Raw genomic sequence first — 13,584 nt, forward strand, 5'->3', positions numbered from 1 at the left:
GTCAAGGTTATCTTCTCTTAAGGTTTCTTAAAATTAAAGAATTTATACCGTCACTCATCCCTGAACAGTAATCAATTTGGTAAATAAAAATTTTTGAACTAAGTTTAAAAATAGGAGGCAGGGAAAGGAAGTGTAATGAAAGACCCATTAGTGGCATTAGAGGAATCTTTAGCTTACATGTTTGAGCTGCAAACGACGAGAAGAACAGGAGAATACCTTCATCCATCAGTACAAAAACTTAAACAAGCATTGGAAAATTATAAAAATGGTCCCTCTCTCTCGTTACGAGAATTAACTGCGGCTATACAATTAGCGCTTCCCATTATTGAAAATTACGTGGAAGGGTATATCGTTAAGCTAAAAATGGAAGCATTAGCACAAGCCAATGGATCATTTATTACTTGGGATTTACCGAGGACAAAGGGCAGGGGATACCCCTATTTTCAGTTTACAATTTTTACCCCTCAGCCGGGAAATGATTTTATTTCATGGCTTTCATCTAAAGTTGGTACGGAGTTTACCTCTCTTGAACCTGAAAAACAGGTCACTGTAATGCTTAGTCAGATAAGAGAAATTGAGTTTATGACGAAACTGGCGGAATATCTGTTAAAAAAGCCCTATTTTCTTTCTAATCTTACCCTCTCTTCTCCAGATGCATTTATAAAAATAATAAGCTCCCGTCTTGGATTCGAATTAGAAAATCGGGATATTGCAAAGGCAATTGTTTATCACTGTGATTCCATGATCGAGCTTGCCGAAGAATTTCCAGATAAAATTAATAATTATTTTGACTGGTTAAATAGGCATTTGGCCTTAACAGTCCGTTCTATCGATAAACTATTGGATGATCCCTTGGCTAAAGTGGAGCTGGAGAAAAAAGAAGTTTTTCAATACTACAATGAAAACAGGACTTATCGTTATACCAGTCAATTATAATTATAGAACCCTAGGCGAGTCAGCAACCTTAGTGTTGACTTGTGACCCGCAAAATCTCTGCCAAGGCAGTATCACCTGCTAAAACTCGTTTAAAGCCATCTTCACGAATGGTAGGGACGCTTGGCCGTAAATAATTATCTATCACCTGCAAATTTTCATTTCGGTGGATCATGCCTCGAAGTGTTTCATCAATGGAAATTAATTCATAGATTCCTGTGCGACCACGATAGCCAGAATGATTGCACTGTTCACATCCTTTGGGTTCACAAATTTTCGAAATGTCTGTATCGGGTGAAAGTCGCATTAATTCAATCTCATCTTCACGTAATTGGTGAGGGGTTTTGCAGTGAGGGCATAATTTGCGGACAAGTCGTTGTGCAATTAATCCTACAATACTCGAGGCTAATAAAAATGACTCCACACCCATATCGTGCAAGCGTGTGATAGCACCAAGAGCACTGTTTGTATGTAAGGTGGAAAGCACTAGGTGACCTGTTAAACTCGCCTGAACAGCAATTTCTGCAGTTTCCAGATCACGGATTTCCCCGATCATGACTACATCTGGATCCTGACGCAAAATGGCTCTAAGTCCTTTGGCAAAAGTCATTTGCACTTTGGTGTTTACCTGTGTTTGACCAACACCAGGTAAATCATATTCAATGGGATCCTCAATGGTTAAGATATTACGGCTAACTTCATTGAGCTCAGTCAGCATGGCATAGAGGGAAGTTGTTTTACCAGAACCGGTAGGTCCTGTTACCAAAATAATTCCGTGAGGCTCGGCAATCATTTTGCGCATTGCTTTTAATGTGGATTGAGGCATTCCCAAAAGACTTAAATCAAGTTGTGCTGCTTGCTTATCTAAAATACGCAAAACAATGCGTTCTCCGTGATTAGAGGGTAGGGTGGAAACCCTTACATCAATATTATGCCCACCGATGCGTAAGGCAATACGGCCATCCTGAGGGATGCGCTTTTCTGCAATATCCAGTTTTGCCATGACTTTGACACGAGAAATCACTAAAGGAGCAATGGCACGCTGAATTTCCAGAACTTCATTTAAAACGCCATCAATCCGGTTACGCACAAGAACGCGGCTTTCGTAAGTTTCAATATGAATATCAGAAGCTTTTTGTTTAATTGCCTGGGTAAATAAGGCATTCAATAGTCGAATAATTGGAGCATCATCCTGATTATCAAGCAAGTCTTCACTCACTGGTAGTTGGTCGGCAAGCAAGGATAAATCCATATCTTCTTCCATAACTTCTGCAGCATCAAAAACCGAGGATTGAGATTGATAAATTTGGGCTAAATGCTGTTGAAATTCGGACTCATTCACTTCAGTAAATGCTAACTCACACTGAAGCAGACGCTTTACTTCGGCTAAAACAGGCAATGAAGGATTGGCAAGATGGTAAACAGTTGTAATGCCATTATCTTGCCAACTTGCTATGACGCCCTGTGTTTTAGCAAAAATATAAGGAAGACGTTTTAGTTTTTCCTGATTTTCCATATTTATTTAGTCATTAGAATACGTTGTTTAGGCTGTTGTTTAAGTATAACAGTTTGTTGCGTGGACTGACTAAATGGCCGCGGTAATGCTGTCTGATTCATGGATGGTAGTAAAATATCATTGTTTTCAGGGTTGTAAGGTTGCTCTCGTAAAAACTCTAGTTGCTCTTGCCGAACGTCTTTATATTTGTCGCTTGTTACAAAAAGTGCATCATTACGACTTCTAAGTATGCAGGGTTTGATAAATACCATTAAAACGCGTTTTTCGCGGCTTTGAATATTATGTTGGAAAAGCCGTCCTACTCCTGGCAAATCACCTATGATAGGAATGCGATTATCATCATTACCAATGCTGTCCTGGGTTAAGCCACCCAACACGACAATGTCACCACTCTCTACATGTACAGAAGTTACAATACTGGAAATTTTAAAAACGGGATTATCGGTGTTCAGTGTAGTCGACGGATCAATCGTATCGTTTCCTTGATCGATTTGTAGTTGAATGCCATTGCCCTGGGTAATTTGAGGTCTGACGTATAAATGCAGCGCCACATTGACGCGATCAAAGGTGGTATATGGGCTGGCTACAGTTGTACCCCCTGCATTATTAGGATAGCTGGTGGTGGCTACAGATACTTGACGACCTACAAGAATTTTAGCTTGTCGATTATCCAGCACTACTACAGACGGTGTGGATAAAATATTGGCTTTACGATCACGTGCCAGGGCGTAAATCTGGGCCTGGAAATCATCAATTCTGGTTTGTGAATTGATAATAGCAAAACCTGGTCTGAAATCGGCAGGATTACCAGTTTGTCGATCGCTTCCCCATTCTATTCCCAAGCTGTTAAGATCATTTTCATCTATTTCTGCGACCAGGGCTTCAATTAACAATTGAGCGGGTTTAATATCCAATTGACGAATAACGGATTTTAATGTACGAATTAAGCTGACTGGGGCATTTAGAATAATGGAGTTGGTATTCGGCTCTGCAATAATTTGCACAGTAGGTTTGGTGGTTCCTTCAGTTTGTGTAGCCGCCGCCGTAGTATTAGGGGTAGCTGCCGGATTAGTCACAGGAGGCGGAGTGGTTTGTGCAGGAGTTTGATTCCCACTGGAGGAGTTGCTAACTAGGTTTGAAGCAGGATTCGTACTATCTAATTCAGGACGAGTTATTGTGCCAATAGTGGTTCCTACGTTACCACTAAAATTTGCCTGAGCAATACCTGCTAAAATGGGTACCAAATCTTCAGCTCTTAAATAATTTAAATAAACAACTTGAGTATTGCTGTCCGTACCATAAGCGCTTCGGCGATCTAATTTTGCAATTAATAATCGCAATCGAATTCTGTCTGTTTTACTCCCACTTAATAATATGGAGTTGCTGCGATCATCGGCGGCAATCATGGTTTGAGCGTGACTGCTAAGGCCAGGTTGTGTTTTTATTAAATCTTTTAGTGTGCTGGCTACATCCATTGCCAGGGCATGTTTTAAAGGAATCATGTCAATGCCGTTAGCGGAGGAGCTATCAACCTGTCGAATAATTCTGACCAGTTGTTTAATATTGCTGGCGCGGCCGGATAAAATGAGCCTGTTGGAAGGAGCATAAGCAGAAACACTACTCCATTGTGGCATTAATGGCCGTAAAACAGGGACAAGTTGTTCGGCAGGGACATAATGCACTGGTACTACTGCTACCATCATTTCATCGCCTTGAGGGGGGCTTTTCAACAGACTTAAGCCATAAGGCGACTGAGTTTTAGCATCAATATTGGGGACAATTTTAATGACCGCGCCGCTAGGTATGGCTGCATAGCCTGAAATTTGCAGCATGGATAAGAATACTTGATACAGTTCTTTATTAGAAATAGGTGTACTTGAAACAATGGATATTTTGCCCTGGACGCGTGGATCAACAATAAAATTTCTACCGGTTACTCGCGACACTTCCGCAATGACGGCACGGATGTCTGCATTGCGTAAGTTCCACAATTTTTTGGCAGGAGGATTTATCTCCTCTTCTTCGCCACTGTCACTAACAGTAGTAACGGGAGATGCGATTGCTGAAGGTTTATTATTGGTCGCGGTATTTAGCGGCGTTGTTTTATTTTTTGTTTCTTCAATTATTTTTTTTTGCAGTTCTTGAGCCAATTTAAAATCGTGAATAGGTCCGACTTTAACAACATAATTATTTGAGTTAGCAGGTTGTTCAATCGCTATGGGTTGCTTTAATGCGGAAGACAATTTGAATTTAAGCTGCAATGCATTATTTTGATGTGCAAACCCTGTTACCTGAAGCATATAAGCCGATTGCCCATCAATAGTAATCGACTTGATATTAACTTCTGTTGCACAAGTGACTGTCAAGCAAAACAAAATCAGTATAGCAACCGCAATCTTTCGCATTCAACAACCATAAAATAATTGATAACACCATCATAACCAAATTTGAAAGGATACAATAGGTTTTTAGGATAATTAAAGGCAATTTAATGGGGAAAAGAACCATTGTCTAGCACAGATGGAGCAAAAGAATTATCCATCACTATAAGCCATTCTTCATCTGATTTTTATGCTTGTAAATGAGATGATTTAGTAGTAAGTACGTTATTTGAACTTTAGAGCAAATTTAAATCCCACTTATCAGAATAGGATTCTTATTTTATGGTGGCTATGGGTGGACTCGAACCACCGACCTCAGCATTATGAGTGCCGCGCTCTAACCGGCTGAGCTACATAGCCACAAGAGGTCGTGATTTTGTCTCTTTAAGCGTTTGATGTCAATACCAAGAAAGGAATATTTTAATTTCTTTTTTTTATTGCCCTATAAAAAATATTCCATAAAAAGCGTGATTCTATGGCTCAACTTTCGCTTGCAAAGATCCTTTATGCGGCTTTACACCGCATTCAGGATGATGGAATAGGTGGAAGGTAATTAACTACACGATAAGCAAATACAGCGCACCAGGACCACGTAGAACCTGTACCAACAATTGCTTGTTTTGTTGTTGAGCAATCGTTTGCAATGCTCTAACGCTTGGAGTAGGTTGTTTATTAGCAGAAATAATAATATCTCCGGGTCTTAATCCTGCTCGCCAGCCAGCACTGTTCTCAGCTGCACCAGAAACTTGAACACCTACAATATGGCCATGTAATGGAGAATCTTGTTCAAAGTTTTTTAAAGCTAGTCCATATAAGAATGGATTATTAGCTTGTAAATGCTGTTCATGCTTTTTAACGTCAGTTACTACAGCACTTAAGGTCATTTCTTTACCATCACGTTGAATAGTAAGTTTGGCTTCACTGCCAACACGTAATAAGCCAATGGTTGATTTAACCTGAGTAGCCTGAGTTATTTTAGTATCATTAATTTTTGTTATGATATCACCGGGTTTAAGACCTGCTTTTTCGGCAGGGGAATCCTGATTAACCTGAGCAATAATTGCACCTTGAAAATCTTCAGGATATCCCATTGCCTGAGCCAATTCAGGGGTAAGATGTTGCACAAAAATCCCCATTAGCCCTCGATGAATGGTACCAAATTTAATCAATTGCTGAGCAACGTCTTTTGCCATATTAATAGGAATGGCAAAGCCAATGCCCACGTTACCACCATAAGGTGAAATAATTGCGGTATTAATTCCAATTAACTCGCCATTGGTGTTTACCAAAGCACCTCCTGAATTTCCGGGGTTAATGGCTGCATCTGTTTGAATAAAGTTTTCCAAACCTTCAATGTTTAAATCACTACGCTTGGTTGCACTAATAATTCCAAAAGTAGCTGTCTGACTGTTACCAAAACTATTAAGTCCAAAAGGATTTCCAATGGCGACTACAAAATCACCTACTTCTGCATTGTCGGAATTGCCTATAGGAAGACTCTTGAGATTTTTTGCATCAATTTTAAGTACAGCAATGTCAGTATCGCTGTCACCACCAATTAATTTGGCTTTTAAACGGCGACCATCATTTAAAGTGACAGTGATTAAGGATGCATTACGAATCACATGGTCGTTGGTGATAATAACCCCATTTTGCGGATCAACGATGACTCCTGAACCAATGCTTTGAAATTTTCTTGGTTTTTCTGGAAGTTGTTGCGGAGCAGGGGCATCCTGACTATCTTCATTGTCTTCAGTGGTAGACGGCATACTTGGCAGATAGCCTTGTACAGCAACGTTTACAATGGCTGGCATTGTATTTTTTAAGATGGGGGCCCATGTAGCCAAGGGTTTTGCTTCTTCTGCCAACGCCTCAAAAGAAAAAAGAGTAAGCAAGATTGTAATCGCTAAACGAATTTTTTTAGTCATGTCATTTATTCCGATTTTTTTTATTAAACCAAATAAGCGTAGCCATTCTACCTGTTTGTGACTCTCTGCGATAGGAATAAAAGTCATTTTTTTGCTCAAATGTACAAATATTTGATTGGTAAACGGCCAAAACGCCTAAATTATTTAAAATTTGCTCTGCAATTCTGGGTAAATTGGCATGCCATTTTTCACCTTGGGAGTAAAAGTTTTGCGCAGAGTCAGGATAGTGATTTTGAAAGATTTGTAAAACTTCATTACCTACTTCAAAACAAGTTTGACAGATTGCAGGGCCAATCCAAGCCATTAGTTGGGCAGGTGAACTTTGCATTTTATGGAGGGTATTTTCAATAATTCCATTGACCAAACCACGCCACCCAGCATGCACTGCAGCAACTTCATTGCCTTCCAGATTGCAAAGCAAAATAGGTAAGCAATCTGCCGTCATAATAGCGAGTGGCTGATAAGGCATGCGTGTAATTGCCGCATCTGCTTCGCGGTTAGACTCCTCTTCGACAAGGACAGGAAGATTACTGTGTGTTTGATCGAGCCAGACTGGCTCATTGATAAGCTTGCAATCATTTCTTAATTGTTGACGATTTAAAATGACATCGATGCTATTATCACCAACGTGTAGCGCCAGATTATTTTTATCAAAAGGTGGTTTACTAAAACCACGACTTCGCAGCGTAGTGAAGGCACTTATATTGGCTGGTGCGGGCCAGTCAGCATAAAATTTATTCAAAATGAGTATCCAATGCTTGTAGAAGGAGTTGAAAATCATCCGGCAAAGGTGCTTCAAATGTCAATTCTTCCTCGGTCTCAGGATGCGTAAAGGATAAGCGGGCTGCATGCAAGGCTTGTCGCTGGAATTGTTTTAAATGCTCTCTTAAATCCTCAGATGCCTGAGCTGGGAAACGCATTCTGCCACCATAAAGAGGATCACCAACCACAGGATGATTAATGTAAGCCATATGCACACGAATTTGATGAGTTCGACCTGTTAAAAGCTGGACATCGAGAAGAGTATAATCGTGATACTGTTTTCGAATGGAGTAGAGAGTAATTGCTTCGCGTCCATGTTCACAAACCGCCATTTTTAAGCGATTTTTAGGATGTCTGCCGTAACAGGTATGAATTTCTCCACCCGAAATCAAATGTCCCTGTACTAAAGTGATATAGCTGCGATGAATTTCGCGAGCCTGCATTTGTCTAATAAGGCTGGTATGTGCGCTTAGAGTTTTGGCAACAACTAGTAACCCAGTGGTCTCTTTATCCAGACGATGGATTATCCCGGCACGAGGTAAATTTGCCAGAGGAGGCGCATGATGCAACAGGGCATTTACCAGCGTATGTTCCCGGTTTCCTGCCCCGGGATGAACCACCAGCCCTGCAGGTTTATTGAGTACTAATAAATGCTCATCTTCATAAACAAGAGTAAGAGGAATTTCCTCTGGCAGCGAAACAACCTGTTGAATATGTGTAGAAAAATCAATCTGCATTTCAATGTTATCACCATCCATCACCTTATCTTTTGGTTTGCAAGTCCGCTGGTTTAAGGTGATGGCACCTTGTTTTAACCAACTACTCAATTGGGAGCGAGAGTAATCGGGAAATAATTGCGCCAATACAATATCAATGCGTTGTCCGTGAAATTCACGAGGAACCACAATGTGCCTGGAGAGAACTTCAATCATGCAGAAACTAACTCATCAGTGACTCTGCCTCGTAAAGAATTGGGTAATGCTTCGCTAATGTGGACGTTAACAAACTGACCAATTAATGAGGCAGGGCCATCAAAATTTACGACGCGATTACATTCAGTTCGGCCGGCCAATTGTTGGGGATTTTTTTTGGAATTACCGGTTACCAAAATACGTTGGATACTGCCTACCATGGATTGACTATAGTTAGAGGCTTGTAAGAGCAGGCGATTTTGCAATATTTGCAGCCGCTGTTTTTTTACTTCCATTGATGTTTCATCAACCAGATTGGCGGCAGGTGTTCCCGGCCGTGGGCTATAAATAAAGCTAAAAGAGGTATCAAATCCTATCTCGTGAACCAAATCCATTGTTGCTTTAAAATCATCGTCTGTTTCGCCTGGGAAACCAACAATAATATCCGTGGATAAACGAATGTCAGGTCGCACTTTGCGAAGCTTGCGAATTTTTGATTTAAATTCCATCGCCGTGTACCCACGTTTCATCATACTAAGAATTTTGTCTGAGCCACTTTGAACTGGAAGATGCAAATGATTAGCCAGTTCAGGAACTTCTGCATAGGCATTAATTAAATTATCAGAAAAAGCAAGTGGGTGAGAGGTGGTAAAGCGAATTCGACCGATACCATCAATTGCAGCCAGATAATGAATCAACAAGGCTAGATCAGCGGTGTCTCCATTTTCCATGGCTCCGCGATAATCATTCACATTTTGCCCTAAAAGATTGATCTCTCGTACTCCCTGGGCTGCCAATTGATAACATTCAGCTAAAACATCATCAAATGGTCTGCTAATTTCTTCCCCACGAGTATAAGGGACAACACAGTAGCTACAATATTTACTACAGCCTTCCATGATGGATACAAACGCTACAGGACCCTCTGCACGAGGAGCTGGCAGATGATCAAATTTTTCAATTTCCGGGAAGCTAATGTCTACTACCGCTTTTTTAGTCGTTAAACGCTCATTTAACAGGGTGGGCAGTCGATGTAGCGTTTGTGGGCCAAAGACTAAATCAACAAATGGCGCTCGCTTGATAATATCAGCTCCTTCCTGACTGGCAACGCAACCACCCACACCTATAACAACATGGGGATTTTTTTGCTTGTACTCACGCCATTGTCCCAGTTGTGAAAATACTTTCTCTTGGGCTTTTTCACGAATGGAGCAGGTATTTAATAAAATTACATCAGCCTCTTCCACATTATCAGTTTTTTCCAAACCGTGGGAATGAAAAAGTACTTCTGCCATTTTTGATGAATCATAGTCATTCATCTGACAACCATTGGTTTTAATATAAAGTTTTTTTGCCATCTCTAATCTACTTTTATCTACTCATTGATTCACTACAGATTGACAATAGGTTTCTTTAACTCGAGGGAGAATTAATAAAGAAACAAATATCCCAGCAGGCAATAAAGCTAATGCCACATGATACGCTTCTAAAGGATAAACACGCACTTTATCAATCATTTCACCTTGCCACATTCTGTCCAAAATAAAGCCTATCATAGGTTGGGCCAAAGCAATTCCAATCATATTCATCATATTCATGAAACTTAATCCGGTTGCTACATAACGCTTACTACACAATTCTTTTGCTACGGCAAATGCAGGAAGAAAGCCAGCAGAAAAAATGCCAAAACTAAACAATAAGAATTGCATTATCCAGCCCGTTTCAATATTAGCATAAATAAAAAGCAAACTTGTAATTAAAGCTCCAATGGAGCCAATGTACATCGGCGGTTTTCTTCGTCCTATGCGATTTGAGAATAATCCCCATAAAGGACTTGCTACTGCCCATCCCACAAAAACAAGAGAGATGTAATTAGCCGCAGTTGCCTTAGCCAGATTCATTTTAAACATTAAAAAGGGAACTCCCCATAAACCGCAAAATACAGGGGTTGCCATATACATCAATCCCCCATAAATAGCTACTAGCCATAGTTGACGATTTTTTATAATTGTTATAAAGCTGGGAAGTAATGGTTCTTCTTCAATAGTGTGAGGCTGATTTTTTTTATCTGGCGAATCCTTGACAATGATTAAAATTAAAACAGCCAGAATTAAGCCTACAGATCCCATAATAATCATGCTTTCTCGCCAGCCATAATTATCGACCAAAAGGGCTAGAGGCGTTTCACCACCGATAGCTCCCAGCATCCCAATGGTAACCATCATTCCAGTTAATAGGGCAAAACGTTGAGCGGGAAACCAATTGGCAGCCAATTTCATTGCCCCTACAGCAGCAAAGGCTGAACCAAAACCAATCATGAGGCGAGCTATACAGGCCATAAAAAAATTATTAGTTAATCCAAATGCAATTGTACTAATCGCACAAATAGCAGTGGCTATAGTTAACAAGCGTTGGGGGCCAAAATAATCCATTAATACGCCACCAGGAAGTTGCATGGCAGCATAAGAATAGAAATAGATGCCTGATAAAATGCCTAAAGTTTGACTGGTCACAGCGAAATCGCGCATTAATTCATTACTCATGACACTGGGTGATACCTGCAGCAAGCACTCATAGAAATAAAACAGACAACCCAAACCCCATACTACCCAGGGTAATACTGTTTTTAAGGGGGAATGAGAGGGTACTGTGCTGCTGTAATCCATCAATCTTTTTACTCCTGTCCTCGTTGTTGAACTATAATTATTACAACTCAATGAGTTATACAATAGGCAAAATTGAAAATGTTATCACCCTGACTACTAATTGTCTATTCTGTATTCAGAAATGGTGGACTTGAATTGTGAGGATAGTGAAATGGACTTCAAGGCTAATTATTTTCCAATAGGTTATATTTGTGCTGAAACAGGAGTTAATCCTGTTACCCTAAGAGCTTGGGAGCGACGCTACGGCTTGATTCATCCTAAGAGAACTATGAAAGGACATCGTCTCTATAGTCATGACGATATTATGTTGATTAAACAAATCCTTTTTCTAATGGGCAAAGGGCATTCTGTCTCAAAAATTAAGCCACTGTTGTATGAAGGTGGTGGTAAAATATGGCATGCCATTCCAGTTGATGGTATACAATCCGGTTTTCAGGGTATTGTCCATGCATTAGAGGATCTTGATCAAAAAACGTTAAGCAATGCATTTAATACCTTATACTCTGTCTATTCGGCAGAACAGTTTGCTGATTTAGTTTATCCACAGCTAATAGAATATTTGGAAAATGAGGTCTGGCTAGGCAGGGCTTGCGTAAGTGCCCAGCGGACTCTCCTTTTGGATTCATTAGAGACCAAACTTTGGCAAAACCTTTATCAATCGAAAAAGAAAGCAGGAAAAAAACCTTATTTAGTAGTTGGTTTTCTTCCTACTACAGGACAGCAAAAAATAGCGAGCATTCACGGCTTAATGATAGCGAATATTCTGAAAGATTATGATCATAATGTTGAGTTTTTATCATCCGTGGACACGGTTGCTGAGCTATTTAATTTAAGTAAACAATTTTCCTCCAAAACGCTGGTGATATTTACTACGGCAGAACCCTTTACAGTTAAAAATATATTATATGAGATTAAGTTAAGAAATATATCCAATATGGCGGTGAGTCTGGTCTTTCCAAATAATGCCTTGCTGGAGTCGTTAGAGGTTTGGTCACTGTTACCTTCTCGTTTCACCGAGATTTATGGTGCTCTGAACCGATTAGGATCCTGGTGGCCGCAACGTGAAGCCCATCAGCCTATCACCCCCCCAAATCAGGACTAATCTCTTTTGATGCGGTGCATCAGGCACAGTGAGTAGGCAGAAGAAGTCTTTTGTGCTCAAAAATTAGAGGCGTTTGTCCTGAAGACAAATTTCTGGAAGTACAAATCTTATCTTTAAATAATTGGGGATAGAGGAAACTGTGGTATCCTAGGGATTTTGTGGTTTTAGATAGTTATCTATTAATTTTTGCTACATAGATGGGACATTAGGCTTATGCATACCGGGGCAGTGTTTTATACCATTTTCTTAATTTTTGCTGGTGCAGCCATATTTTCAACAATCGTACTGTATACCAAGCAATCATTGCTTGTTGCTTATATTCTATTAGGAGCGGCTTTGGGTCCCTGGGGATTTAAGTTGGTGTCTGATGTAAGTGTCGTTCAGCAAATTGGAGATATTGGTATTGTATTCCTGCTTTTTTTATTAGGATTGCATCTTCAGCCGCAAAATTTAGTCCATATGTTGAAGAAAATCACATGGATTGCCATTGTGAGTTCCATTTTGCTTGCTGTTATTGCCTATTCTATAGGACGCTGGTTTGGCCTGGGAGTGACCGAGTCCTGGGTTCTTGGTGCTGCCATGATGTTTTCCAGTACAATCATTGGGTTAAAGTTATTGCCCACCACGATTTTGCATCATCAGCATACGGGCGAGGTAATGATCAGTATCTTGTTGATGCAAGACGTTATCGCCATCGTGGTATTAATTTTGATTAATGGGGCTCAAGGAGGCGGTTTTGCCTGGAATGATCTTCTTTTGGTAGGAGTTGCCTTGCCGGTAATGACCTTTTTAGGCTTTGTAATTGAGCGCCATATTTTGGTTAAATTATTAGCTCGTTTTGATAGAACACAAGAGTATGTTTTTTTACTTTCCATTGGATGGTGCCTGAGCATGTCCTTCCTGGCGCAAACTTTGGGATTATCAGAAGATATTGGGGCATTTGTTGCAGGAGTAACGCTTGCCTCCAGTCCAATTTCACTTTATATCGCTGAAAGTTTAAAGCCTCTGCGTGATTTTTTCCTGGTCATGTTTTTCTTTTCTATCGGCGCCACATTTAATTTTTCATTTGCTGCTCAGGTAGTTATCCCTGCTTTTATTCTGGCATTTTTAATGTTAATTATTAAGCCATTGTTATTTAACTTTCTTCTGAGTAAATCCGGAGAAAAAAAATCGGTAGCTCGTGAAGTTGGTTTTCGGCTAGGCCAGGCGAGTGAGTTTTCCCTTTTGGTGGCCAGTATTGCCTTAAGTACCAAATTAATTTCCGAGGTAGCAGCGAATTTAATTCAAGCCACGACGATTTTAACATTTATTGTGTCGTCTTATCTGGTGGTGTTGAAGTACCCAACACCAATTGCTCTGTCTGATAAAATGCGTAAGGATTAAAA

10 protein-coding genes and 1 tRNA gene are annotated in these 13,584 nt (G+C 40.1%); 3 read left to right on the plus strand and 8 right to left on the minus strand.

Annotated elements, in window-relative coordinates:
* Positions 1 to 135: 135 nt before the first annotated feature.
* Positions 136 to 936, plus strand: coding sequence for a hypothetical protein (locus clem_RS05525; RefSeq protein WP_094090715.1), 801 nt, complete (start codon positions 136 to 138; stop codon positions 934 to 936).
* 28 nt (positions 937 to 964) lie between these two features.
* Here clem_RS05525 and lspE read toward each other — a convergent pair whose 3' ends face one another.
* The 8 genes from lspE to clem_RS05565 form a co-directional block, all read right to left on the minus strand.
* Positions 965 to 2,449, minus strand: a complete 1,485-nt coding sequence (gene lspE / locus clem_RS05530) for a GspE family T2SS ATPase variant LspE (protein ID WP_094090716.1) — start codon at positions 2,447 to 2,449, stop codon at positions 965 to 967.
* 2 nt (positions 2,450 to 2,451) lie between these two features.
* Entirely contained in the window at positions 2,452 to 4,854 is a 2,403-nt protein-coding gene (lspD, locus tag clem_RS05535) for a GspD family T2SS secretin variant LspD (RefSeq protein ID WP_094090717.1), read from the minus strand.
* A 259-nt stretch (positions 4,855 to 5,113) separates the two neighbouring features.
* A tRNA-Met gene (locus tag clem_RS05540) sits at positions 5,114 to 5,190 on the minus strand.
* 197 nt (positions 5,191 to 5,387) lie between these two features.
* Positions 5,388 to 6,758 (minus strand): Do family serine endopeptidase, encoded by a 1,371-nt coding sequence (locus clem_RS05545; protein WP_094090718.1) that lies wholly within the window; start codon positions 6,756 to 6,758, stop codon positions 5,388 to 5,390.
* Between the two features lies 1 nt (position 6,759).
* Positions 6,760 to 7,500 carry a peptidoglycan editing factor PgeF gene (gene pgeF, locus clem_RS05550; protein WP_198333194.1) on the minus strand — a complete coding sequence of 247 codons (741 nt, stop codon included), beginning with the start codon at positions 7,498 to 7,500 and terminating at the stop codon, positions 6,760 to 6,762.
* Entirely contained in the window at positions 7,493 to 8,452 is a 960-nt protein-coding gene (rluD, locus tag clem_RS05555) for a 23S rRNA pseudouridine(1911/1915/1917) synthase RluD (protein WP_094090720.1), read from the minus strand. Before rluD ends, pgeF begins: the two co-directional genes overlap by 8 nt.
* Positions 8,449 to 9,789 carry a tRNA (N6-isopentenyl adenosine(37)-C2)-methylthiotransferase MiaB gene (miaB, locus tag clem_RS05560; protein WP_094090721.1) on the minus strand — a complete coding sequence of 447 codons (1,341 nt, stop codon included), beginning with the start codon at positions 9,787 to 9,789 and terminating at the stop codon, positions 8,449 to 8,451. The genes rluD and miaB overlap by 4 nt, the downstream gene beginning before the upstream one ends.
* A gap of 21 nt (positions 9,790 to 9,810) precedes the next feature.
* Positions 9,811 to 11,097, minus strand: a complete 1,287-nt coding sequence (locus clem_RS05565) for an MFS transporter (protein ID WP_094090722.1) — start codon at positions 11,095 to 11,097, stop codon at positions 9,811 to 9,813.
* A gap of 151 nt (positions 11,098 to 11,248) precedes the next feature.
* On the opposite strand from clem_RS05565, the gene clem_RS15285 reads away from it, so the two are divergent.
* Together clem_RS15285 and clem_RS05575 are read left to right on the plus strand one after the other, a co-directional pair.
* A complete protein-coding gene (locus clem_RS15285; protein WP_198333196.1) occupies positions 11,249 to 12,199 on the plus strand; it encodes a MerR family transcriptional regulator in 951 nt (316 codons plus the stop codon).
* A 213-nt stretch (positions 12,200 to 12,412) separates the two neighbouring features.
* A complete protein-coding gene (locus clem_RS05575) occupies positions 12,413 to 13,582 on the plus strand; it encodes a cation:proton antiporter (RefSeq protein WP_094090724.1) in 1,170 nt (389 codons plus the stop codon).
* Positions 13,583 to 13,584: the final 2 nt, after the last annotated feature.

Source organism: Legionella clemsonensis (genome assembly GCF_002240035.1).
Taxonomy (GTDB): Bacteria; Pseudomonadota; Gammaproteobacteria; order Legionellales; family Legionellaceae; genus Tatlockia; species Tatlockia clemsonensis.

Bases quoted from the DNA above. Each gene is read 5' to 3' on its own strand.
- rluD (WP_094090720.1), bottom strand. From the start codon at position 8,452: ATGATTGAAGTTCTCTCCAGGCACATTGTGGTTCCTCGTGAATTTCAC.
- lspD (WP_094090717.1), bottom strand. From the start codon at position 4,854: ATGCGAAAGATTGCGGTTGCTATACTGATTTTGTTTTGCTTGACAGTC.
- clem_RS05545 (WP_094090718.1), bottom strand. From the start codon at position 6,758: ATGACTAAAAAAATTCGTTTAGCGATTACAATCTTGCTTACTCTTTTT.
- lspE (WP_094090716.1), bottom strand. From the start codon at position 2,449: ATGGAAAATCAGGAAAAACTAAAACGTCTTCCTTATATTTTTGCTAAA.
- clem_RS15285 (WP_198333196.1), top strand. From the start codon at position 11,249: ATGGACTTCAAGGCTAATTATTTTCCAATAGGTTATATTTGTGCTGAA.
- clem_RS05575 (WP_094090724.1), top strand. From the start codon at position 12,413: ATGCATACCGGGGCAGTGTTTTATACCATTTTCTTAATTTTTGCTGGT.
- clem_RS05525 (WP_094090715.1), top strand. From the start codon at position 136: ATGAAAGACCCATTAGTGGCATTAGAGGAATCTTTAGCTTACATGTTT.
- clem_RS05565 (WP_094090722.1), bottom strand. From the start codon at position 11,097: ATGGATTACAGCAGCACAGTACCCTCTCATTCCCCCTTAAAAACAGTA.
- miaB (WP_094090721.1), bottom strand. From the start codon at position 9,789: ATGGCAAAAAAACTTTATATTAAAACCAATGGTTGTCAGATGAATGAC.